Source organism: Pseudomonas aylmerensis, assembly GCF_001702265.1.
GTDB lineage: Bacteria > Pseudomonadota > Gammaproteobacteria > Pseudomonadales > Pseudomonadaceae > Aquipseudomonas > Aquipseudomonas aylmerensis.
This window is the reverse complement of the sequence record NZ_MAUE01000005.1, coordinates 1-22,386: the sequence shown is the minus strand read 5'-3', so window position 1 is coordinate 22,386 and position 22,386 is coordinate 1. Positions and strand designations below refer to the sequence as shown.

The following is a 22,386-nucleotide window of genomic DNA, read 5'->3' as shown; positions in this document are numbered from 1 at the left end:
TCCAGAAAAAATCAAAACCGGGCGAGGTCGCCGTAAATCCGTTCGATACGCACCCAGGCCTCGGTGGCCTGGGCGGTTGCCGTGAGGTATTGGGTGCGGGCCGCAATCAGCGTGCGCTGGGCGTCCAGCACCTCGAGGAAGTTGAACTTGCCCATTTCAAAGCCCCGCGTGGCACTGTCCACCGCGCTTTGCGCAGCCGGCAGGATCTGCTGGTTGAACGCGCGCACTTCGGTATTGGCGGTGTGCCACAGGTCCAGGGCCTGGCGGATTTCGGTGCGCAAGCGCAGTTCGGCGGCGTTACGCAGGTCGCGGGCCTGGTCGGCGCGGCGGCTGGCGGCGAGGACATTGCCCTGGTTGCGATTGAACAGCGGGATCGGCATCGACACGCCCACCAGGTTGACCCGCTCGCGCACGCTGGCGTCGTACTGGCTGCCGATGGACACATCCAGGTCGGGAATACGCTGGGCTTTTTCCAGGCCCACGCTGGCTTCGTTCTGCAGGATCTGCAGTTCGGCCAGGCGCAACTCGGCGGTCTGTTCCAGGCGTGCGAGCAATTGATTCGCGGAGGGTAATGAAGGGGTGGACTGAGGCTGTGTGGCGACGGCCTGGAAGTCGGTCGACGCGCTGCCGGTACTCGCGGCCAGACGGCGGTAGGCGTCGGTGAGGCCCATCTGCGCGCGGTTGAGTTCGAGGCGGATCTCTGACAGTTGCACCTGGGCGCGCGTGGCCTCCACCGGCGACGACTTGCCAGCGCTGACGCGGCCGTTGGCGACCACCAGGCCGCGCTCGGCCAATGCCATGGAACGTTGCGCCAGGTCGAGGCGTTCCTGGGCGCGAAGGGCGCCGTAATAGCTGTCGATCACCTCGGCGCGCAGCGTGTTGCGCCGCTGCTCCAGGGTCAGCGCCGCGGCGTCCTGGCCGCGCGTGGCCACGTCAATGCGCGCACCGCGCTTGCCGCCCAACTCGAGGGTCTGGCTCAGTTTTATCGTGGTGGTGCGCGTATCGCGCCGCGTGTCTTCGGCATCCCAGGACGCCACCGGGTTGGGGATCAAGCCCGCCTGCTGGCGACCGCCTTCGGCGATGTCGATGTCCCACTGCGCGGCGGCAAGGTCAGGGTTATTGGCGAAGGCGGTTTGCAGGGCTGCATCGAGGGTGAGGGTCTGCGCCTGGGCCACCGCAGCGACGCCCCACAACGCCACCGCTCCCAACAGTGTTCTAACAGAAATTGCCATAACGAAAGTTCCACGCCCATGAAGTCGCTGAGGTTTCCCAGCGGGGGGCAATGTAGCTTTCGGTACTTATCAGGGCGGTGGGCAGAACATTACAAATCCGTTAGCCAGGATCAGGCGTGCACCTCGTCATGTTCGTCGTGCACAAAACCGTCGCCTTCGACTTGGACGGTAGCGTGGGAAATATCGAATTGTTCATGCAGCATTTCCGTCACCTGGCTGAGGATCTTGTGCTCAGTGTCCAGCGCCAAATCGGTCACCAGATGTGTGCTCAGCACGTTTTTGCCGCTGGTCAGCGCCCAGATGTGCAGGTCATGCACATCCTTGACCCCGGGAATGGCGCGAATGGCCTGCTCCACCTGGTCGATATCGATACCGTCCGGCACGCCTTGCAGCAGTACGTTCATGCTTTCCTTGAGCAAGCTCCAGGTGCGCGACAGTACCCAGAAGCCGATGGCTGCCGCCACCAGCGAGTCGACCCAACCCCAGCCCGTCAACATGATCACCACCGCCGCGATCATCACGCCGATGGAGCCGAGCATGTCGCTCCAGACTTCCAGATAGGCGCCCTTGACGTTCAAGCTCTCGCCGCTGGCAGCGCTGAGCAGGCGCATGGCGATCAGGTTGACGATCAGCCCCAGCACCGCAATCACCAGCATGCCGGTGGACTGGATTTGCGCAGGCGCCTGTAGGCGTTGATAGGCCTCATACAGAATGTAAAAAGCCACGGCGAACAACAGCAGCGCGTTGAAAGCGGCTGCCAGGATTTCAAACCGCGCATACCCAAAGGTGCGCTTACGGTCGGCGGCGCGCTTGGCGACCTGAATGGCCACCAGGGAAATCGCCAGGGCCAGGGCGTCGGTCATCATGTGGGCGGCGTCGGACAGCAGCGCCAGGCTACCGGTGACAAAGGCGCCGATGACTTCGGCAATCATGAAGCTGGTGGTCAGCCCCAGGGCGAACCATAACTTGCGCTCGTGGCCCGCGCGGACTTGGGCGTGGCTGTGTCCTGCACTCATGAGCAACCCTCGTGATGTTGGTGGCGGCAGGCGCTGGCGTGCCGGCTCCCACAGGTGTGTGGATGAGCATAGAGCTATAGGCCCGACTCATTGCCATAGGTTGCACAATTGTCATCGGCGGGCCATTGGCACGTTACTGTCGAGCGCACCAAAATCGCACAGGTACGCTCTGGAACCGTTGTATCAGGTATGCTTTTCGAGCAGGAAACAAAAAGAAACAATTTCCCCAACCTGTTCGATAAGGAGTCCCGTTTTGGAGTTATCGACTGCCGCGTGGATGGTTCACGACACCCGCCTTATGTTCTGCGTCCTGTTGGCCATCGCCAGCATCATCGTGCTGATCAGCGCGACCAAGTTGCCACCGTTTCTGTCGATCCTGATCGGCACCTTTATCGCCGGGGTCGGTGCCGGACTGCCGCCGGAAGAAGTGGCCAAGGCCTTCAGCAAAGGCGCCGGCGCGATCCTCGGTGAAGCCGGGATTATCATTGCCCTGGGCTCGATGCTCGGCGCACTGATGGCGGAATCCGGCGCCGCCGACCGCATCGCCACCACGCTGCTGGGGTTGGGCAAGGGCAAGTCGCTGCCATGGGTGATGGCGCTGGTGGCGATGGTGATCGGCCTGCCGCTGTTCTTCGAAGTGGGCCTGGTGATGATGGTGCCGATCATCTTTGTGATGGCCAAGCGTTCGAACCAGCCGCTGCTGAAAATCGCCATCCCGGCGCTGGCGGGCATGACCACCCTGCACGCCTTGATGCCACCGCACCCCGGGCCGCTGATTGCAGTGAGCGCATTGCACGCCGACCTCGGCCTGACCATGCTGCTGGGCTTCTGCCTGGCGGTGCCGGCGGTGATCCTCGCCGGCCCGCTCTACGGCAACTGGCTGTCCAAGCGCCTGCACGTGGATGAGCCGGCCGACATCGGCGCACTGTTCAGTGCACCGCCCAAGGCGCCGCGCCAGCCGAGTTTTGGCGTGTCGCTGTTGATCATCCTGTTGCCGGTGATTCTGATGCTCGGCAGCACCTTGGCCAAAGTCGCCCTGCCGGCGGAAAGCACGGTGGGCCTGACCCTGAAATTCCTCGGTGAACCGCTGATCGCCCTCGGCCTCGCGGTGATAGCCGCCGTGATCTGCCTGGGCTGGGCCGCCGGCATGCCGCGCGCCGAAGTCGGCAACACCCTGCGCAAGGCTCTCGCGCCCATCGCCGTGCTGCTGCTGACCATCGGCGCCGGCGGCGGCCTCAAGCAAACCCTGCTCGACGCCGGCGTCAGCCAGACCATCAGCAAAGTCGCCGAAGGCGCCCACATGCCGTATCTGGTGCTGGCCTGGTTGATTGCCGTGGCGTTGCGCCAGGCCACCGGCTCGGCGACGGTCGCCACGACCACCACGGCCGGTATCCTCGCGCCGATGATGGCCGGATTGGCCGCCACCCAGAGTTCATTGGTGGCATTGGCGATTGGCGCCGGCTCGGTGTTCTTCTGCCACGTCAACGACGCCGGGTTCTGGATGGTGCGTGAGTACTTTGGCCTGCAGTTGAAGCAGACGATCTGGGTGTGGTCGGTGTTGCAGACGATTGTGTCGGTCGTCGGCCTGATCGGTACCCTGCTGCTCTGGCACTTTTTGACCTGAGTTTCAGCCAACCAGGGTGTGGCGCTTGCCAAACAGCGCCACACTTCCCACCCCCACCGCGCCCATCACCACGCAATACCCCACGCAAATCCACGGGCTGGTCGGCATCAGCGCAATCAGCAGCAGCGGCGTAGTGCTCGCCCACAGTGCATAGGCGATGTTGTAGGTGAAGGAAATTCCCGACACCCGCACCGGCGCCGGAAACAGCCCGACCATCACCGACGGCACCGCGCCCACCACCCCGCAACTCAAGCCCGCCACGGCGTAGGCCGCGCCGAGCCACACGCCCCCGTTGATCAGGCTGGCGTAGAGCAGCGCGACCCCCAGCGGCAGCAACACGCTGTAGACCCGCACCGCGCGCCAGGCGCCGATGCGGTCCACCAGCAGGCCGGCGAGGATGCAGCCGATGTTCAGGAAGACGATGCCCAGCGCGCTCAAGGCGAAGGTGTGGCTGGGGCTCATGCCAAAGGTTTTCTGCATCATGGTCGGGGTGATGACCACCAGCACGACCACGGCCGAGGTGAGCACGCAGGTGAGGACCATCGCTGGCAGCAGCACGGCGCGATGGTCACGCAATACCGTGCGCAGCGGCAGTTCGGCAGCCGCGTGGCGGCGGGCCTGCATTTCGAGGAATACCGGGGTTTCACTCAGCCAGCGGCGCAGCCACACGCCGATCACGCCGAACACACCGCCGAGCAGGAAGGGAAAACGCCAGGCGTAGTCGAGGATTTCGGCCGGGGTGAAGACTTGTGCCAGCAGCGTCGCGGTCAGCGCACCGAGCAGGTAGCCAAAGGTCAGGCCGGCCTGCAGGAAGCCCAGGGCGTAGCCGCGATGATGCGGCGGCGCGTGCTCGGCGACGAACGTCCAGGCGCTGGGGACTTCACCGCCGACCGCGGCACCTTGCAGCACCCGCAGCACGAGCAGGATCAGCGGCGCGAAATAACCGATTTGCGCGTAGGTGGGCATGATCCCGATCAGCAGGCAGGGCAAGGCCATCATCAGGATGCTCAGGCTGAACACGCGCTTGCGCCCCAGGTGATCGGCAAAGTGCGCCATCAGGATGCCGCCCAGCGGGCGTGCCAGGTAGCCGGTCACGAAGATCCCGAAACTTTGCAGCAGGCGCAGCCACTCGGGCATTTCCGGCGGGAAAAACAGCTGGCTCAGGGTCAGCGCGAAGAATACGAAGATGATGAAGTCGTAGATTTCCAGCGCGCCACCGAGGGCGGCCAGGCCCAGGGTTTTGTAGTCGGAGCGGGAAAAACGCTGCGCCTGTGGAGAAAAGGTGGCAGTCATGTGATGGCTCGGCAGGCAAACAAAATGGCGTGCAGGTTATGAGCTGGGCCGGATGATGGCAATCGCGGTAGATATATTTGTTTTCCTCATGGATCGATGAAGATAACTGCATTCCCATATGAATGGCCGTAGCGGAACATGCCGTAAAACTGCCAACACCATAATAAATACAAGAGGAAAGACTCGTGGCCGATGCTATCGAAGAAAGCCGCTATGCCCGATTTGCCCTGCGTTGTTCCAATTTCGCCGAACGCTGGTTCCCCGACTCCTGGGTGTTCGCCGCCCTCGCCGTGATCATCGTCGCCGTGGCGACCCTGGGCATGGGCGCCGCGCCGACCGAGGCCGCCAAGGCGTTTGGTGATGGTTTCTGGAGCCTGATTCCGTTCACCATGCAGATGGCCTTCGTGGTGATCGGCGGCTACGTGGTTGCCAGCTCGCCGCCGGCGGTCAAGCTGATCGACCGCCTGGCGCGCATCCCGAAGAACGGCCGCTCCGCCGTGGCCTGGGTAGCGTTGATTTCGATGGTGGCGTCGCTGCTCAACTGGGGCCTGTCCCTGGTCTTCGGCGGTTTGCTGGTGCGCGCACTGGCGCGTCGTACGGACTTGCGCATGGACTACCGCGCAGCCGGTGCGGCGGCCTATCTGGGCCTGGGCGCGGTGTGGGCGCTGGGGCTGTCGTCGTCGGCCGCGCAACTGCAGGCCAACCCGGCCAGCTTGCCGCCGTCGATCCTGTCGATCACCGGGATGATCCCGTTCACCGAGACCATCTTCCTGTGGCAATCCGGCGTGTTGCTGCTGGCGCTGATCGTGGTCTCGCTGATCATCGCCTACGCCACCGCCCCGGGCCCGAACAGCGCGCGTGACGCCAAGGCCTGCGGCGTCGACCCGGCCTTCAACCTGCCCAAGCCGCAGCCTCCCACTCGCCCGGGCGAATGGCTGGAACACAGCCCGTTGCTGACCATCCTACTGGCGCTGCTGGCGGCCGGTTGGCTGTTCCATGAGTTCTCGACCAAACCGGCGATCAGCGCGATTTCGGGGCTGAACACCTACAATTTCCTGTTCATCATGGTCGGCGCCCTGCTGCACTGGCGCCCGCGCAGCTTCCTCGACGCAGTGGCCCGCGCCGTGCCGACCACCACCGGGGTGCTGATCCAGTTCCCGCTGTACGGCTCGATCGCCGCCCTGATGACGGTGGTCAAGGGCGGCGACGGCCAGACCCTGGCGCACCATATCTCGACTTTCTTCACCTCCATCGCCTCCCATGACACCTACGCCCTGCTGATGGGCGTGTACTCGGCGGTGCTGGGCTTCTTCATCCCGTCGGGCGGCGGCAAGTGGATCATCGAAGCGCCCTACGTGATGCAAGTGGCCAATGACTTGCAATACCACCTGGGCTGGTCGGTGCAGATCTACAACGCGGCCGAGGCGCTGCCAAACCTGATCAACCCGTTCTACATGCTGCCGCTGCTCGGGGTATTGGGGCTGAAAGCGCGAGACTTGATCGGCTTTTCGTTCGTGCAACTGCTGGTACACACGCCGCTGGTGTTGTTCCTGCTATGGGCGCTCGGGACGACACTGAAATATCTCCCCCCTGTCATGCCGTAGGTCACAGCTACAAGCTACAAGCCTCAAGCCTCAAGCCGGTAGCTTGTAGCTTGTAGCTTGTAGCTTGTAGCTTGTAGCTTGTAGCTTGCAGCTTGCAGCTTGTAGCTTGTAGCTTGTAGCTTGTAGCTTGCAGCTTGCAGCTGCCTTAATTCCGTCACATTGCGTTGCTACCGTCCTGCGAAATATCTTGCAACAATCTCCAGCGAGGACTCCCCGCAATGAGTGACGAGCACGAAGACCGCCCTGCCCCAGATTCCGCAGCCCAACCGCCGGTAGACACCAGCCGCCGGCGCTTCCTTGGGGGCGCGGCGGTATTGGGGGTCGGCGCGACCTTGAGTGCTTGTGGCAATACCGGCGAAGCCCCGGGCAAGCCGGTGACGCGGCCACTGACCCCGCAGGAGTTGGATAAGGCGTTGCGCGACCAGGTGAAAACCGTGGTGGTGATCTACGCCGAGAACCGCAGCTTCAACAACCTGTTTGCAGATTTCCCCGGCCTGGAGAAGCCGCTGTCGGCCCTTTCCGCCGCCCAATACCAGCAGCGCGATCGCGATGGCAGCCTGTTGACCACCCTGCCCCCGGCTTGGGGCGGCGTGCTGCAAGTCGGCCCGCAAAGCGTGGACGGGGTGACTTATCCCAACGAGGTGCAGTTCCAGGAAAACCTGCCCAACGCGCCGTTCGCCCTCAAGGGTCCGAACGCCGAGGACCTGCCCCTGAGCCTGGTCACCCGCGACTTGTGGCACGTGTTCTACCAGAACCAGATGCAGATCAACGGCGGCAAGAATGACGGTTTCGTCGCCTGGGGCGATTCCGGCGGCCTGGTGATGGGCCATTACGCGCAGAGCCGCTATTCCCTGCGCCTGTGGGACGTGGCCAAGGAGTTCGTGCTCTGCGATAACTTCTTCCAGGGCGCGTTCGGCGGCTCGTTCCTCAACCACCAATACCTGATCAGCGCGACTGCGCCGTTTTATCCAAATGCCGCGCAGTCGGTGGCCAAGGCGCAGATTGCCACGCTGCAAAGCGAGGATCCCACCGACCCGCGCCTCAAGCCGCTGGACAAGTCCCCGGCCAGCGCCATGACCGGCCCGCCGCAGTTCGGCCCCAGTGCGCTGACGCCGGACGGCTACGGCGTGAACACCTTGGCTCCGCCCTACTGGCCGACCTGGATCCGCGACCCGGAAAACCCGGACTATTCCAAACCCGACCTGCCCAACGTGCTGGTGCCGCAAACCCACGAGCACATCGGCGACAAGCTGTCGAAAAAGAACATCGACTGGGCCTGGTACGCCGGCGCCTGGCAGGCCACGCTGGAGCAGTTCAAGGATTCGGGCGGCATTCCGAAAATCCCCAACTTCCAGTACCACCACCAGCCGTTCAACTACTTCAAGCAGCAAGGCCCCGAGCACCGCACAGAGCGTGACAAGCGTCTGCGTGACGGCGGCTTGGGCGATGAGTCCAGCACCAACAAGTTCTTCGCCGACGCCCAGGCGGGCAAGCTGCCGGCCGTGAGTTTCTACAAGCCCCAGGGCAACCTGAATATGCACGCCGGCTATGCCGACGTGGCCTCGGGCGACCGGCATATCGCCCGTGCGTTGAAGGTGCTGCAGGAAAGCCCACAGTGGAAAAACATGGTGGTGGTGGTGACGGTCGATGAAAACGGCGGCTGGTGGGACCACGTGGCGCCGCCCAAGGGCGACCGCTGGGGCCCGGGCACGCGGATTCCAGCACTGGTGGTCTCGCCTTTTGCACGCAAAGGCACGGTCGACCATACGGTCTACGACACCGCGTCGATCCTGCGGCTGATTACGCGGGTTTTCCAGTTGGAGACGCTCGACGGTCTCAAGCAGCGCGATGACGCGATGATCGCCCGCGGCCAGAAACCCATGGGTGACTTGAGCAATGCGTTGCAGTTCAACGTGTAGGTTTCTTATCCAATAGCGACACGCCTGGCGATTTAGCACGCGTTTTCCTGGTCAGCCGCTACTGTTTGAAGGGTGGCGCTTTCATCCCGCGCAGACGGGCCTTCGCTGACAAGGAATCAAGCATGTTTAAACCGACCAGGCTGTCCTGCACCCTGGCCGCACTGCTGGCGAGTGCGGTCGTACAGGCTGATATCGAGGTACCACTGGGCAGCACGCAACGCGTCACCCAGTTGTTCGCCTTCCCCAACAATTGCAACGTGATCTGCTTTCGGCCATGGACGCTGGAGCAGACCGTGGAGCATTACCTGAACCAGAGCCTGCAGCGTGACGGTTACAGTCGGGCCAAGGTCAGTGTGAAGACCCATGACGGCCAGGTCTCGGCCACCTTCAGCGGTGTGCCCGACGACTATGGCAAGCCACTCACCGCGCTGCTCGACACCGCCGACCTCGCCTACCAGGGCGCCAGCAAGCTCAACAGTGACGGCAAGTGGGCCTACAACTGGTACCTGTTCCTGCCGCTGGGCATGGCCCTGGAAAAGCGCAAGAGCATCGAGTTGCTGCATTTCCCTCCGGATTACTCGCTGACCCAGGCCCAGGACTACCTGGAATCGGCCACCTCCGACCGCTGGGCCACGTTGCTCACCGACAATGGCGTGCCGGCCGGCGAAACCCCGGCCTACCAGACCATCATCGATATCGCGCCCATTGCAGCCCCGTCCACGGCGGGCAAGGACCTGGAAAACGTCTACGGCTACTTCACCGACTACCAGACGCGCATGGTCCGGGAGCTGAGCCTGCCGGCCAACGGCTCGTTACCGATGGTGGCGTTCGGTTCGCCGGTGCGCGCCTGGATCAAGCAACAATACGGGCCGTCCGTGGCGGTACTGGGCCTTGTGCAGATCAGCCCGGCCGCTGGCAAGAGTGTCTCGGTACTGGGCGCCAATCACCCGAGCTACATCTGGTATGCGGCGGACCCCGCCAGCTATGACGGCAATGAACAGAAAGCCGATGAAGCCGGCCTGACGGTGATGGGCCAGGACCTGAGCGCAGCCTGCTGGCAGGCCGGGATGGGCCAGAAACCGGCGAGTGATCCCAATGTGCTGCTCAAGGCCTGCATGAACACGTGGCAGGTCACGCGTAAGGAGCAGACGTGCGAGCTGTTCTATACCTCGGTGCGCAACCTGTCGCCGGAAAAGGCGAATGCCAAATGCGCCACGCCCGCGATCAAAGCCCAGCTCAGGCAGCTGAAGAATGCCGCCCCCGCCCCGGAAATCAGCGTCCCCGCCCTATAAAGCGCACAAAAAAAATCCGCTGGCTACTGTCAGGTTTGACAGTAGCCAGCGGATCGATCTTCGGCGAATCTTGTGCCGCCCCCATCTGCTGCAAGACTGGTAGTCAGCCACCATCCGCAGGTCCATGCAGCCCACCAAGGAGAGTCATGAAAACTCAGGCCATGGATAAGGCTAAAACGGCTGCAAATGACTGCCTGTACCCCTTCAAGACACTGCTCGTTGAGCAAGGCTATCCGTCGTATCGGCATTTCCAGGTCATGCAGGGTAGCGACAGTACCGGCAGCGGGGTCAAGGCACGCATCGCGTTTGACGGCCGCATGCGAATTGCCCAGGTCTCCGGCTACGCCGTGAGCGAGCGGCGCCCGCACACGTTGCAACTGTCGCCGCGCATCCATTTATACGACTGCTGGTTCTGCGGCCTGCTCAGGCACTCGTGCAATCCGAATGTGTTTTTCGACACCACCTACCTGGAACTCTGGACCGTACAGCCCATAGGCGCCGGCACCCCGTTGACCCTGGATTACGCCAGTACCGAGGATGCGTTGTTCCGGCAGTTCAAGTGCCATTGCGGCGAACTGAACTGCCGGGGCTGGATCACCGGTCGCGACGAACCCCTGAATGCCGAGGGCCAGCAGTTCATGGTGCAGTGGCGCGAGCGCAAACGGCCTTAGGCTTCGCCCAAGGGGCGCAGGCGATACTGCGGCGGCAGTTGCTCGAAACCACTGATGGTGGTGTTCAAGCTCTTCCAGCGGCCGTCCTTGATGCCATAGATGCAGCCATGGATCGACAGGCTCTGCCCACGGTGCCAGGCATTTTGCACAATGCTGGTGTGGCCGACGTTGGCGACTTGCTGGATCACGTTGAGCTCGCACAGACGGTCGACGCGCTCCTCTTCGGTGGGCAACTGCGCCAGCACGTCACGGTTTTCGTAGTAGAGGTCGCGAATGGTGCGCAACCAGCCATCGATCAGGCCGAACTGGCGGTCCTGCATCGAGGCGCGCACGCCGCCGCAGCCATAGTGGCCAGTGACGAGGATGTGTTTGACCTTGAGTACGTCAACGGCGTACTGGATCACCGACAGGCAATTGAGGTCTGTGTGCAGCACCACGTTGGCCACGTTGCGGTGCACAAACAGATCGCCCGGCAGCATGCCGACGATCTCGTTGGCCGGTACGCGGGCGTCGGAGCAGCCGATCCACAGGTATTCCGGGGTCTGCTGGCGGGCGAGCTTGGCGAAGAATTCGGGATCTTCCTGTTTGATCGCATCCGCCCAGCGTTCATTGTTATCAAGCAGGTCTTGTAGTTCGTTCATCAGGGAAAGCCTCAGGAATGATGCGCAGCTTTGACAGACGACCGCTCGTCCGGGTCACGCCGCCGCGAAAGAATACCGATTGCCAATTAGCTTGAATCTTTAGCGAACGACGCCTGTCCACACACTATAAGCCCCACAGCATGAGGATTGGCCATGACTGAATCACGACGTCCCTACGGCGCTACGCAGCCGGAACCGATTGATGACAACGAAGACCGCATGGGCGAGATGCGCGAGCTGGACTTTGACCAGGAAGAGCCGACGGCGGAGATCGGCGAGGAAATCCCCCGCCGTGAGCGTGAGCACCTGATGCCCGACGAGCGGGTGCGCGAGGCCGGGTTGACCGGGGCTTCAACCGATGATCATGAGTCGACGGACGATGATATGAGCCCGGAAACGCTGATCCATGAAGACGGCGCGCGGGATGCCCGGGAAGCCGGCGAAGGTGAGCAGGCGGATTGGGACCTGAGCATCGTCGATGAAGACGAGATTGGCGGCGGCAATGGCCTGGATGAGGCTGAGCTGGCGGATATCGACCCGGTAGACGGCAACCGCTGATACCCCGTCAACCTGTAGGAGCCCGGCTTGCCGGCGAGGGCGTCGTTGAGACCGCCATCGCCGGCAGGCCGGGCTCTTGCATCAATCGACCAGGGTGCAGGCCATCACGACCGCATCTTCACGGCCACCCACGGCCGGGTAATAGTCCCGACGACGGCCGATTTCATTGAAGCCATAGCGTTCATACAGGCGAAACGCGCCGGTATTGCTGTCGCGCACTTCCAGGAAACATTCGCGGGCATTGGCGGCATAGGCGCGGGACATCAGGTGTTCCAGCAGCGCCAGGCCGAGGCCACGCCCCTGGTTTTCCGGCTTGACGGTGATGTTCAGCAAATGCGCCTCATCGAGGATGATCTGCACCACGCCGTGGCCCACCTGCTGCTCGCCTTCGAACATCAGCCAGATCTGGTACTTGCCCAGCCCGTCGAGAAAGATCCCGCGGGTCCAGGGGTGGCTGAACGCCGCGTATTCGATTTTCAGCACGGCGTCGAGGTCAGCCTCGGTCATCGGGCGGAAAGATAAAGCCTCACTCATCGGTTGTTTTCCAGCGCGCCATCAGCCGGCGCATGGCTTGCCAGACATCAGCCTTACGCTGTGGCTCTTCCATTAATAATTCCAGGCCCGGCAGGGCCCACACGGAGCCCAGGCCTTCGACCTGCAGCTCGCGGTACCAGGACTCGGCATTCGCCTCGCCGGCAAATCGTACGGCGGGCAGGCCGATCAGCCACAGGCACACGCAGGGTTCATCCTCCAGGCGCGCCGAGACAAAACCCTGGACAAAATCCCGCGCGGCTTCCGGGCCCTGGTCCATGGTGCCGCGTACCAACAGCGGCCAGCGCACCGGATCGCCGACGATCTGCGGACTGTCGGGCAGGCCGGCGGCGCGCAGCATGTCCTTGAGCAGCATGTAGGCAGGATCGCGCGTCTGGAAACGCTCGCCGGTGGGCAATTCCACCAGCAGCAGGCAACGCCCGGCGCGCAGCAATTGCAGGGCAAAACGCGGCGGCGGAACCACCGCAGCCTTGACCACCGGCGCGGCTTCTTCGGCCACCACCGGCTTGGCCACCGGTGACGGGCGTGGCACTTCGATCTTGGCCCGCTCGACCGCCGGACGCGCCTCGGGAGCGGGCTTTACCACCGCGACCGGCGCGGCAGCCTCCTCGCCGGACGCTTGCAAGGCCTCATAGGGCTCGAACGCCTCCAGCAGCTCGGGCCGCGACGGCGCGGCAAACGGCAGTTCGGTGCGGGGCAGCCAATTGACCACCTGCATGGCGGTCAAGTAAGCGCGACGTCGGGACTCGATAAGCACAGCTCGGCCACTTGTGGATAAGTTAAGAGCGGGGATTCTACCGCTGTTCGGTAACAATCGCCCACTGCGCACTGACCGGCTGTGGATAAATCCCGCGTCCGATGCAGTACAATCGCGACTTTTAATCGCCAACCAGCCGGCCATTCCCATGATCGAACCCAAGCGCGTCCTGCGCGCCCTCGCCGAACACTGGGCCTTACTCGAGCCACTGTGCGAACACTTCGACCAAGGCACCCTGAGCCTCGGCGAGCTGCGCGCGCAACTGGCCGCCCAACAACTGGACAGCACGCCCCAGGACATCACCAGCCTGCTGGACGTGTGGATTCGCCTGGATATCCTGGTGCCTGTCGCCAAGAGCCCGAACCGTTTCGAGCTCAACGCCCAGATCCATGACTTCCTCGCCTATCTTCGCAAGGAGCACCGGCTTGGCCTGTGCCTGGAAATCGAAGCCTACCTGCGCCACCTCGAGCGCCTGGCCGGTTACATCCAGGACGCCTTCGACATCCGTGATGGCCATGACCTGGCCCGCCAACTGCGCCTGCTGGATATGCGCGTGCGCGACGTGCTGAAAAAACTCGCCAACGACGAACAGGCCCTCGCCGCCGTGGCCGACCGCGCCAAGACCAGCGACCGGCAGATCCCGTTGCGCCAGCGCTACGCCGAAGTACTGGCGACCTGGGATGAATACGTCGAACCGATGATCCAGCTGGTGAACGCCGACGGCGCCTTCGAACAAGGCGTGCGCAAGGTCGAGAACGTGCTGTTGCGCATGCTCACCGAGCAGCAGCGCCTCGGCCACCTGGTGGACGACGACATGCTGCTGCGCACCCACGCGCGCATCCTCGAAATGCAGACCAGCGCCCAGCTGACGTTGCGCCATGCCCGCGAGCTGCTGCTGCCGCTGCGCGAAGAAGCGCGCCGGCACAACGCCGTGACCCGTGGCGCGGCGCTGGCCTTGTCGGCCATCCGCCGCAAGGGCCTGGACGCCGTGCCGCAGGCGGCGATGCCGATGTTTACCCGGCCGCAAAGCACCTTCCTCGGCAGCGCCAGCCAGGTCGAGGCCTATGTGTATGCCCTGGCGAATTTCGAGCCGAAACCGGCGCGTTTCCCCAAGGCGCACAAATCCCACAAGGGCGACGCCCAGCGTGCACCACGTACGGTCAAGGAAATGCTCGAGCGCTGCGAAGACGCGCTGCCGATGCCGGACCTGATGACCTGGCTGCTGGAGCAGGAACCGGACGGCGCCACCGACGAATTGCTGTACTGGTTCTCACGCCTGTCCCGCGAAAAACGCTTCAAGCGCGAACGCCTGGAACGCCGCGATTACCACACGCACGAGCACCAGGTCAGCCTGCGCTCATTCGCCCTGCTCCCGGCCACGCCTGACGCCGCCGAGAACTCTGCGAGCACCGCTAATGTAAGGACTTCGCATGCATCTTGATCTATCCGAACTGTCCCAGCTGGCGCCGATCTTCCGCGAGCTGTTCAAGGGTTACCACGTCAGCCGCCGCGACCCGGAACTGTACGCGCAACTGTCGAACTTCCAGGACCAGTACCGCACGCTGTTCAAGGCCCTGGGCTTTGAGCTGGTGTGTGACACCCGTGGTTTCTACTACTTCGTGCCGGATTCGGCGATTGCCAGCGCACAGGTTAACAAGACTGCCCAGCGCCTGGCGTTGTTCACCTTCATCATCGTCGAGCACCTAGCCGACCAGGGCCGCGACCCGATTGCCGTGCTCGACGGTGGCAGCCTCGGCCGCGATGAGCTGCCATCGCTGCTGGAGAAGTACCGCGACCTGTTTATCCAGGCCGAAGTGCAGACCCAGGAAGAACTCGAAGAAAAAATCATGCGCCGCATGACCCAGCTGGGTTTTGCCAGCGAAGACAACGGTATCTATCGCTTCCTGCCGCCGATGCACCGCTTCCTCGATGTGTGCCTGTCGGTGCAACAGGACCGCGACCTCGCCGCCAGCGTGCACAGCGTGTTGCCGCTGCCGGCACCGGTGATCATCGACGAAGACAGCGATGAAAAACTGCTGAAGACCGATGACCCGCTGGACCTCAGCGACTTTGCCGACGAAAGCGAAGAAGACGCCCTGGCCCGCGCCATTGCCGAAGAACAGGAGATCGATGCATGAGCAAGGAACGCTACGGCATCCGCCGCTTTGCCCTATTGAACACCGCCGGCTACAGCTTGGGCCTGTTCCCGCTGGAAGAGCCGCTGTCGGTGTATGGCGCGAACAACCTGGGTAAATCCGCCTCGATCAACGCCCTGCAGTTCCCGATCCTGGCGCGCATGTCGGACATGAGTTTCGGCAAGTACACCCTGGAACAATCGCGGCGCTTTTACTTCGCCACCGACACCAGCTACATCCTCGTGGAAGTGTCCCTGCCCCACGGCCCTCACGTGATCGGCGTGGTCGGGCGCGGTCCGGGCGGCGGTTTCGGTCACCAGTTCTTTGCCTATGCCGGCAAGCTCGACCTGGCGCATTACCAGAAGAACGATACCTGCCTGCGCCAGAAAGAGCTGTTCACCAACCTTGAGCGCGAAGGCCTGAAAGCCTACGAACTCAAGCCGGATGAACTGCGCCGTTTGCTGGTCGGCGGTCATACGTCGATCCCGCTGGACCTGACCTTGATCCCGCTGCGCTCCACCAGCGAGCAGAGCCTGAAGACCTTCCGCGCGCTGTTTATCAACCTGCTGCACATGCGCGAAATCACCGCGGCCAAGCTCAAGCAGCTATTTCTCGATGCATTCGAACACAGCTTGCGTTCGGGCAGCGTGGACTACATTGCAGCGTGCGAAGAAGCCTTCCGCGACGTGCGACGCATGGAACAGGACTACCACTCGCTGGTGGCCGCCGGCCCGCTGGTCGAGGCGCTCTCCAATGGCGTGAAACAGCGCGACATCTTGCGCGGCAAGCTGCATCGGCTGTCGCCGCTGCTGGACTCGCTGCTGGGCACCTGGTCGGACTACGCCAGTGCACGCAAGGAAGAGCTGACGATCCAGGCCGAACACTACCGCAACGAGCAGGATGCGCTGCAGAACGACCAGCGTGGCGGCACCCAGGAGCTGATGCGCCTGGAGCGCGAGATCAGCGGCATCCAGCGCTGGCTGGGTGAGCTGTCGGTGCTCAAGCATCGCTTCGCCCTGGTGGATGACGTCAAGGTGCTCGAACAGCAACTGCTGGCGGCCAAGGATGCTCACGACGAACTGGCGGGCGCCCTGGCGCAGTCGCGGCAGTTCAGCGCCGAAGACCTCGACGAGCGCTTGCGCGACCTGGAAAAACGCCTGAAGTCGGTCAAGCAGCAGCTCGATCATGCGGACAACAACAGCTACGCCAAACTGCGCGAAGAATTCTCACAGCAGGATGTCGAGCGCCTGATGCGCCTGTTCAACAGTTCGTTGTTCAGCCTGCCATTGGGTGAGCATGGCATCACGCTGGACGAGGACGGGCAGTGGGTCAAATCCCTGGAGCTGATCCTCGATGGCTTCAAGGGCGAGCGCTTCGAAGTGCCGGGCCTGTCCATCGACATCTCGCACATCGAGCCACCGGCCTTGCAGGCCCTGGCGGATCGCGCGGCATTGCGCGACCAGAAAGAGCGCCTGGAAAAAGAACTCAAGCAACTCAAGACCCAGCAGGCCGTAGCCTCTGACCGCGCCGCGAGCAAGACTCAGACCGAGGCGCTGTATCAGCAGGTGCTGGACGCGCAGAAGGCGCTGGAAGACTTCCGCCGCGCGCAAACCCTGAGCGCCGAAGAAGACGAGAAACTGGAAAGCCTGGCGCAGATGGAAGCCGCGCAGGATGAGCTGAAGCGCTCCAGTGATGCCTTCACCGAGCGTGTCCAGCAACTGTCGGCCAAGCTGCAACTGGTCGGCCGGCAAATCGGTGATATGGAAGCCAAGCAACGCACCCTCGACGACGCACTGCGCCGCCGCCAGCTGTTGCCAGCAGACCTGCCATTCGGCACGCCGTTCATGGACCCGGTCGACGACTCCATGGACAACCTGCTGCCGCTGCTCAATGACTATCAGGACAGCTGGCAAGGCCTGCTGCGCGCTGATGGCCAGATCGAAGCGCTGTACGCCCAGGTGCGCCTCAAGGGCGTGGCCAAGTTCGACAGCGAGGATGACGTCGAACGTCGCCTGCAACTGCTGATCAACGCCTATGCCCACCGCACCGACGAAGCCCTGACCCTGGGCAAGGCCCGCCGTGCGGCGGTAACCGACATCGCGCGGACCTTGCGCAATATCCGCAGTGACTACGACAGCCTGGAACACCAGTTGGCGCTGTTCAACCGCGAGATCAACAAGCGCCAGGTGTCCAACCTGCAGAGCTTCCGCATCGTGCTGGCGCCGAACAAGGAAGCCCTCAAGCATATCGACCAGATCATCCACAGTGCCGGTCAGTATGAAGAAGGCGAGACCCTGTCGGTGTTCGACCTCAGCCAGAGCGCCGAGCAGGACAACAAGAACGAAGAGGCCAAGGAATACCTGGCCCGCCTGGTGGCCGCCAACCATAACCAGTTGGGCCTCAAGGACCTGTTCGAACTGGCGTTCGAGATCACCAAGGTGCATGGCCAGCCGGTGATCCACACCGACATCGACGGCGCGGCATCCAACGGCACCACCATGACCATCAAGGCGCTGACCAACATGTACTTGTTGCTGCACTTGATGGACCGTGACCAGGCCGGGCGCGTGCGCCTGCCGTACTACCTCGACGAGGCCGCGGATATCGATGAAAAGAACCAGGCGGCGCTGCTCGAAACCAGTCTGCAATTGGGCTTTGTGCCGATCCTTGCCAGTGTGAAACCGCAAGTGTCTGCGCAAGTGGCGATCGACCTGGAAGGCGGCAGCGGGCCGAATGGGATCTACATTGATGAGGCGGACTGGAAGTACATCCGTCGTCACGATGTGGTGAAGGCGACGGTGAATGTGCAGGCGGACGAGCCGGAGCTGGATGAAGTCTGATCGGCTGCAGTGAAATGCAAAAAGGCCGCGATCTTATGGATCGCGGCCTTTTTTTTGGTGTTGCTGAGGGCCTCATCACGGGCAAGCCCGGCTCCCACAGTTGACCGGGTTTTCCTATAAGAATGCAGTCGAATGTGGGAGCCGGGCTTGCCCGCGATAGCCTCGCCTCGGTTTACTTGCCGAGCGGAATTTTAGGCGCCCAAGTCAGCCATTCCTCTTCGAACTTGTCGAACAGCGGGAAGGTTTGCTGCGGCCGTGCAGCGTTGCCCATGCGCTCGCCGTCCGGCGTGGCGAAAGCGATACCGCCGGAGACCAGGGTCTCCAACGACTCGGTGCGTACCGTTGCGCCTTTGAACAGGCCAAAATCGAGACCGAAACCGCTGGTGTTCCAGAAGCGGCTGCCACCGCGTACCAGCGGCGCGTACTTCGGCTCGATCAGGATGTGGATCAGCACGCGGTCGGCGGTCTGGCCCAACTCGTAGCCGGTGACTTTGCCCACGGTGACTTCGCGGTAAGTCACCGGTACGCCTTCCTTCAACGAACCACGCCGTGCGGCACTGAGTGTCAGGCTCAGGCCTGCCTCTTGGTGGGCCGCTTCAGGCGGCTGATCCAGCGCGACAAAGCTCTTCTGTGGACCGGCATTTTTCGCCGCTGGCTGCACCTCGATGTACTGCCCGGTAACCAGGGTTTCCAGGTTGGAGGTTTTCATCAGGCCCAGCTCAGGCTTTACCACCCAGAACTGGCTACCGACACGCGCGATGCGATCCGCCACTTGGGTGATGCGCGCGCTGAGCAGCACCGACTGCATATCGGCGCTCAGGTCGACGCTCTCGATCTTGCCGACATCCAGGCCTTTGAAACGCACCGGCGTGCCAGGACGCATGCCGTCGGCGCGGTCGACCTTGATGGTCACCAGGGTGCCGCGTTGATTGGCGGCCTCGCGATCGGCAAAGAGACGGAAGCGCGGGATGCGTTTTTTCAGCGGCACATTGGGTTCCGGGGTTTCGAAGGCGATACCGCCGGCCATCAAGCTGGCCAGGGATTCACTTTTCACCTGGATGCCGCCAGTGAGCCCGCCGGTCAGGGTGACGCCGCTGGCATTCCAGAAACGCGTCGAGCCGTTGACCAGGTTTTCGTATTCCTTCTCGATATGAACGCCGATCACCAGTTGCTTGTTCTTGCGCGAGAACTGATAGCTCTGCACCGAACCGACCTTGACCTGTTTATAGAGAATCGGGCTACCGACATCCAGGGAACCGAGGTTGTCAGTGAACAGCACCATGTGCAGGCCTGGAGAGCGCAGGTCCAGCGGCGGTGCCTTGGCCCGCGCAACGAATTCGCGTTGCGGCGCGCTGCCTTTGTCACCAGGGCGAATGGCGATGTAGTTACCCTTGACCAGGGCTTCCAGCCCGGTGATGCCCGCCAGGGAGATGGAGGGTTTGACCACCCAGAACTGGGTGTCCTGCACCAGGTAGTCTTCGGCCAATGGGTCGAGCGTCAACTCGGCATTGGCGCTGGACAGGTCCGGATCGATCTTCAAGGTTTTCAGGCTGCCGACCTGGATGCCTTTGTACATGACGGGCGTACGGCCAGCCTGCAGGCCTTCGAAGTCGGTGAGCTTGACCTTGACCTTGATGCCAGCAGCGGCGGCGTCGAAGTCTTCATACAAGCGGAACGGCAGGCTCGGATCAGTCGCCGGGCTGTCCTTGCGGTTCTCCGGCGTGGCGAAGGCAATACCGCCGGCGACGATACTGGAGAGCGACTCACTGCGTACTTTCACGCCGGAAAGGTTGGCGTCGATGCTGATGCCGCTGGCGTTCCAGAAACGTGTGTGTTTGCGCACCAGGCTCGCGTAGGTCGGCTCGATGTAGACCTTGATCTCTACGGTGCTCTGGTCCTCGGAAAGCAGGTAGCTTTTGACCTGGCCAACCTGGATCTGTTTGTAGAACACTGGACTGCCACGGTTCAGCGAGCCGAGGCGATCGGCCTTGATGGTCAGGTGCAGGCCGGGCTTGGCGTCTGACAACGGCGGCTCTTCGGAGAGCGCCTTGAATTTGCGCGTGGGCTCACCATCACCCGGGCTGGCGGCGATGTAATTACCCGACACCAAGGTTTCCAGGCCGGTAATACCGGCGAGGCTGACACTCGGCTTGACCAGCCAGAAGCGCGTATTGGTCTTGAGATATTGGTCGACGTCCTTGTTCATCTCGATGGTGGCAATCACCCCACGGTTACTGCCCTCGTCGTCCAGGGCCAAGGTCTTGACCTTGCCCACGGACATACCTTTGTAGACCACTTCCGTTTTGTTGGCCTGGATACCTTCGCCACTTTCAAAGCGCACCTGGATCTCGATGCCCTGTTGGGAATAGGCGCGCCACCCCAACCAACCGCCGATGATCAGGGCAATCAGGGGTAACACCCAAATGGCCGACCAGTTGGAGGCCGGGCGGGTTTTAGCTTTAGGCAAATCACTCATGGTCGTCGTCCGACTCCGTGTTATCCCAAATCAGTCGGGGATCGAAAGTTACTGCGGCAAGCATCGTCAAGATCACCACACTGGCGAACGCCGCGGCGCCGAGGTTTGCCTCGACACTGGCAAGTCGCCCAAAGTTTACAACCGCCACCAGAATGGCGATCACGAAGATATCCAGCATGGACCAACGTCCAATGAATTCGATGAAGCGGTACATCACAATGCGCTGTTGCGCGGACAGCGGCTGGTGGCGCTGTACGGAGAACAGTAGCAGGCCAATGCCTACCAGCTTGAACGTGGGCACCAGGATACTGGCGATAAATACCACCGCCGCAATGGGAAACATACCGTGCTGCACCAACTGGATCACACCGGCCATGATGGTACTGGGATCACCCTGGCCGAGGGAATTGATGGTCATGATAGGCAGCAGGTTGGCGGGGATATACAAAATGGCCGCCGTGATCAACAACGCCCAGGTGCGGGTGAGGCTGTTTGGACGCCGGGCATGGATCAGCGCACCGCAGCGAGTGCAGGTTTGCTCATCGGTGTCCGCTGCCTGTTTGTTCAACTCGTGGCATTCGGTACAAATCAGAATGCCTGCATCAATCGCCCGCATGATCATCCTCTCCTGACAACGCTTGCCAGATCTGGTGGGGCGACATCACCACCTCAAGCAGTACCTGAACCATTAATAGACTGACAAAACACACGAGCCCCAAGCCGACCGTGATAGAGGCCATGTCGGCGAGCTTTACGATCGCCACCAGTACGCCCATCAGGTAGACCTCCAGCATCCCCCAGTCTTTGAGGTGGTGGTAAATGCGGTACAGCAACAGCCCATAGCTGCGGCCCACCTTCCAACGAATGCTGAGCAGGACTGCGAGCTGGCAGAGCAGCTTGAGCAAGGGAATCCCCATGCTGCACAGGAAGACAACGGCGGCGACACCTTGCATGCCGGTATCAAACAAGCCGACCACGCCACTCCACACGGTGTCTTCCGAGGACTGCCCGAGTAGATTGAGCTGCATGATGGGCAAAAAGTTCGCGGGGATGTACAGCAACAGCGCCGCGAGCACCAAGGCGAGACTTCGCTCAACGACATTGTGGCGGTGAGCGTACAGCTCGTAACCGCAACGCGGGCATTGGGCTTTTTCGCCAAGGGCAAGCTTGGGTTTGCGCATCAGCAAGTCGCACTCATGGCATGCCACCAGGTCGTCCAGTGGTAAATCCGACACCTCAGGGGCATCAACCGGATCGGGCATAGATAGGGCTCTGACTCTAAAAAAGGTTAGGTGCCTATTCTAGTGGTCTGGTTCAGAAATAACTGTGCAAATTTGTCGGGGCTTGGGGACCCACATAGACATACCGGATAGGGGGAGTCGCGGGGTTAGGACGGCTTGAGCTGATGGCGGGGGCTGCGGCCACCCACTTACTTTTCGACCGCCCAAAACAAAACCCCTGTCTGCGTTAGCAAACAGGGGTTCTGGAATTTAATCTTGACGATGACCTACTCTCACATGGGGAAACCCCACACTACCATCGGCGATGCATCGTTTCACTGCTGAGTTCGGGATGGGATCAGGTGGTTCCAATGCTCTATGGTCGTCAAGAAATTCGGGTACTGAGTCGTGACCATGTGGCCTCGCTTCAGCAAATTGGGTATGTGATAGCTTTCGGTGTTTTGTGAACGTCGAACTTTCGGTTCATTTCGTCTTCACACACCGCAATCTGGTGCTCTTATGCCTTTCAGCTCGAAGCAAGCAAATTGCTTGGGTG

At 62.1% G+C, this 22,386-nt stretch carries 18 protein-coding genes and 1 rRNA gene; 9 read left to right on the top strand and 10 right to left on the bottom strand.

Annotated features, from left to right (window positions below):
* Window positions 1–11 precede the first annotated feature (11 nt).
* Together BBG20_RS03875 and BBG20_RS03870 are read right to left on the bottom strand one after the other, a co-directional pair.
* Complete coding sequence (locus tag BBG20_RS03875; RefSeq protein WP_065900423.1) at window positions 12–1,232, bottom strand: TolC family protein; 1,221 nt, start codon at window positions 1,230–1,232, stop codon at window positions 12–14.
* A 110-nt stretch (window positions 1,233–1,342) separates the two neighbouring features.
* Window positions 1,343–2,248, bottom strand: coding sequence for a cation diffusion facilitator family transporter (locus tag BBG20_RS03870; protein WP_065900422.1), 906 nt, complete (start codon window positions 2,246–2,248; stop codon window positions 1,343–1,345).
* Between the two features lie 253 nt (window positions 2,249–2,501).
* Here BBG20_RS03870 and BBG20_RS03865 point away from each other — a divergent pair, with 253 nt between their 5' ends.
* On the top strand, window positions 2,502–3,872 hold the full coding sequence (locus BBG20_RS03865) for a GntT/GntP/DsdX family permease (protein WP_065900421.1): 1,371 nt from the start codon (window positions 2,502–2,504) through the stop codon (window positions 3,870–3,872).
* A 3-nt stretch (window positions 3,873–3,875) separates the two neighbouring features.
* Here BBG20_RS03865 and BBG20_RS03860 read toward each other — a convergent pair whose 3' ends face one another.
* Window positions 3,876–5,165, bottom strand: a complete 1,290-nt coding sequence (locus BBG20_RS03860) for an MFS transporter (protein WP_065900419.1) — start codon at window positions 5,163–5,165, stop codon at window positions 3,876–3,878.
* Window positions 5,166–5,350: 185 nt separating this feature from the next.
* Here BBG20_RS03860 and BBG20_RS03855 point away from each other — a divergent pair, with 185 nt between their 5' ends.
* The 4 genes from BBG20_RS03855 to BBG20_RS03840 all read left to right on the top strand — a co-directional run bounded on the left by BBG20_RS03855 (window position 5,351) and on the right by BBG20_RS03840 (window position 10,651).
* Window positions 5,351–6,769: a short-chain fatty acid transporter gene (locus tag BBG20_RS03855; RefSeq protein WP_065900417.1), complete on the top strand. Its 1,419-nt coding sequence runs from the start codon at window positions 5,351–5,353 to the stop codon at window positions 6,767–6,769.
* 218 nt (window positions 6,770–6,987) lie between these two features.
* Window positions 6,988–8,688, top strand: coding sequence for an acid phosphatase (acpA, locus tag BBG20_RS03850; RefSeq protein WP_065900415.1), 1,701 nt, complete (start codon window positions 6,988–6,990; stop codon window positions 8,686–8,688).
* Between the two features lie 122 nt (window positions 8,689–8,810).
* On the top strand, window positions 8,811–9,980 hold the full coding sequence (locus BBG20_RS03845; protein WP_065900413.1) for a hypothetical protein: 1,170 nt from the start codon (window positions 8,811–8,813) through the stop codon (window positions 9,978–9,980).
* Window positions 9,981–10,126: 146 nt separating this feature from the next.
* Window positions 10,127–10,651, top strand: a complete 525-nt coding sequence (locus tag BBG20_RS03840) for an SET domain-containing protein (RefSeq protein WP_065900411.1) — start codon at window positions 10,127–10,129, stop codon at window positions 10,649–10,651.
* Here the strand turns inward: BBG20_RS03840 and can are convergent.
* Window positions 10,648–11,292: a carbonate dehydratase gene (gene can / locus BBG20_RS03835; protein ID WP_025856499.1), complete on the bottom strand. Its 645-nt coding sequence runs from the start codon at window positions 11,290–11,292 to the stop codon at window positions 10,648–10,650. The genes BBG20_RS03840 and can overlap by 4 nt on opposite strands.
* A 153-nt stretch (window positions 11,293–11,445) precedes the next feature.
* On the opposite strand from can, the gene BBG20_RS03830 reads away from it, so the two are divergent.
* Window positions 11,446–11,850, top strand: a complete 405-nt coding sequence (locus BBG20_RS03830) for a serine kinase/phosphatase (protein ID WP_065900409.1) — start codon at window positions 11,446–11,448, stop codon at window positions 11,848–11,850.
* Window positions 11,851–11,931: 81 nt separating this feature from the next.
* Here BBG20_RS03830 and rimI read toward each other — a convergent pair whose 3' ends face one another.
* Window positions 11,932–12,384 (bottom strand): ribosomal protein S18-alanine N-acetyltransferase, encoded by a 453-nt coding sequence (gene rimI, locus BBG20_RS03825; protein ID WP_003188286.1) that lies wholly within the window; start codon window positions 12,382–12,384, stop codon window positions 11,932–11,934.
* Window positions 12,377–13,120, bottom strand: coding sequence for an energy transducer TonB (locus BBG20_RS03820; RefSeq protein ID WP_065900407.1), 744 nt, complete (start codon window positions 13,118–13,120; stop codon window positions 12,377–12,379). The genes rimI and BBG20_RS03820 overlap by 8 nt, the downstream gene beginning before the upstream one ends.
* Before the next feature lie 187 nt (window positions 13,121–13,307).
* Here BBG20_RS03820 and mksB point away from each other — a divergent pair, with 187 nt between their 5' ends.
* The 3 genes from mksB to mksF are packed head-to-tail and all read left to right on the top strand — an operon-like array spanning window position 13,308 to window position 18,134.
* A complete protein-coding gene (gene mksB, locus BBG20_RS03815) occupies window positions 13,308–14,600 on the top strand; it encodes an Mks condensin complex protein MksB (RefSeq protein ID WP_065900405.1) in 1,293 nt (430 codons plus the stop codon).
* Window positions 14,590–15,297, top strand: coding sequence for an Mks condensin complex protein MksE (gene mksE, locus BBG20_RS03810; protein WP_065900403.1), 708 nt, complete (start codon window positions 14,590–14,592; stop codon window positions 15,295–15,297). Before mksB ends, mksE begins: the two co-directional genes overlap by 11 nt.
* Window positions 15,294–18,134 carry an Mks condensin complex protein MksF gene (gene mksF, locus BBG20_RS03805; RefSeq protein WP_065900401.1) on the top strand — a complete coding sequence of 947 codons (2,841 nt, stop codon included), beginning with the start codon at window positions 15,294–15,296 and terminating at the stop codon, window positions 18,132–18,134. Before mksE ends, mksF begins: the two co-directional genes overlap by 4 nt.
* A gap of 172 nt (window positions 18,135–18,306) precedes the next feature.
* Here mksF and BBG20_RS03800 read toward each other — a convergent pair whose 3' ends face one another.
* The 4 genes from BBG20_RS03800 to rrf form a co-directional block, all read right to left on the bottom strand.
* Entirely contained in the window at window positions 18,307–20,610 is a 2,304-nt protein-coding gene (locus BBG20_RS03800) for a PqiB family protein (protein ID WP_065900399.1), read from the bottom strand.
* On the bottom strand, window positions 20,603–21,226 hold the full coding sequence (locus tag BBG20_RS03795; protein ID WP_065900398.1) for a paraquat-inducible protein A: 624 nt from the start codon (window positions 21,224–21,226) through the stop codon (window positions 20,603–20,605). The genes BBG20_RS03800 and BBG20_RS03795 overlap by 8 nt, the downstream gene beginning before the upstream one ends.
* Window positions 21,213–21,872, bottom strand: a complete 660-nt coding sequence (locus BBG20_RS03790; RefSeq protein ID WP_065900397.1) for a paraquat-inducible protein A — start codon at window positions 21,870–21,872, stop codon at window positions 21,213–21,215. Before BBG20_RS03790 ends, BBG20_RS03795 begins: the two co-directional genes overlap by 14 nt.
* 232 nt (window positions 21,873–22,104) lie before the next feature.
* Window positions 22,105–22,220 (bottom strand): 5S ribosomal RNA (rrf, locus tag BBG20_RS03785).
* Window positions 22,221–22,386 lie beyond the last annotated feature (166 nt).

Excerpts from the sequence above, each read along its gene's own strand:
- BBG20_RS03875 (WP_065900423.1), bottom strand. The coding sequence starts at position 1,232 with ATGGCAATTTCTGTTAGAACACTGTTGGGAGCGGTGGCGTTGTGGGGC.
- BBG20_RS03870 (WP_065900422.1), bottom strand. The coding sequence starts at position 2,248 with ATGAGTGCAGGACACAGCCACGCCCAAGTCCGCGCGGGCCACGAGCGC.
- BBG20_RS03860 (WP_065900419.1), bottom strand. The coding sequence starts at position 5,165 with ATGACTGCCACCTTTTCTCCACAGGCGCAGCGTTTTTCCCGCTCCGAC.
- acpA (WP_065900415.1), top strand. The coding sequence starts at position 6,988 with ATGAGTGACGAGCACGAAGACCGCCCTGCCCCAGATTCCGCAGCCCAA.
- BBG20_RS03845 (WP_065900413.1), top strand. The coding sequence starts at position 8,811 with ATGTTTAAACCGACCAGGCTGTCCTGCACCCTGGCCGCACTGCTGGCG.
- BBG20_RS03840 (WP_065900411.1), top strand. The coding sequence starts at position 10,127 with ATGAAAACTCAGGCCATGGATAAGGCTAAAACGGCTGCAAATGACTGC.
- can (WP_025856499.1), bottom strand. The coding sequence starts at position 11,292 with ATGAACGAACTACAAGACCTGCTTGATAACAATGAACGCTGGGCGGAT.
- BBG20_RS03830 (WP_065900409.1), top strand. The coding sequence starts at position 11,446 with ATGACTGAATCACGACGTCCCTACGGCGCTACGCAGCCGGAACCGATT.
- rimI (WP_003188286.1), bottom strand. The coding sequence starts at position 12,384 with ATGAGTGAGGCTTTATCTTTCCGCCCGATGACCGAGGCTGACCTCGAC.
- BBG20_RS03820 (WP_065900407.1), bottom strand. The coding sequence starts at position 13,120 with ATGCAGGTGGTCAATTGGCTGCCCCGCACCGAACTGCCGTTTGCCGCG.
- mksB (WP_065900405.1), top strand. The coding sequence starts at position 13,308 with ATGATCGAACCCAAGCGCGTCCTGCGCGCCCTCGCCGAACACTGGGCC.
- mksE (WP_065900403.1), top strand. The coding sequence starts at position 14,590 with ATGCATCTTGATCTATCCGAACTGTCCCAGCTGGCGCCGATCTTCCGC.
- mksF (WP_065900401.1), top strand. The coding sequence starts at position 15,294 with ATGAGCAAGGAACGCTACGGCATCCGCCGCTTTGCCCTATTGAACACC.
- BBG20_RS03800 (WP_065900399.1), bottom strand. The coding sequence starts at position 20,610 with ATGAGTGATTTGCCTAAAGCTAAAACCCGCCCGGCCTCCAACTGGTCG.
- BBG20_RS03795 (WP_065900398.1), bottom strand. The coding sequence starts at position 21,226 with ATGCGGGCGATTGATGCAGGCATTCTGATTTGTACCGAATGCCACGAG.
- BBG20_RS03790 (WP_065900397.1), bottom strand. The coding sequence starts at position 21,872 with ATGCCCGATCCGGTTGATGCCCCTGAGGTGTCGGATTTACCACTGGAC.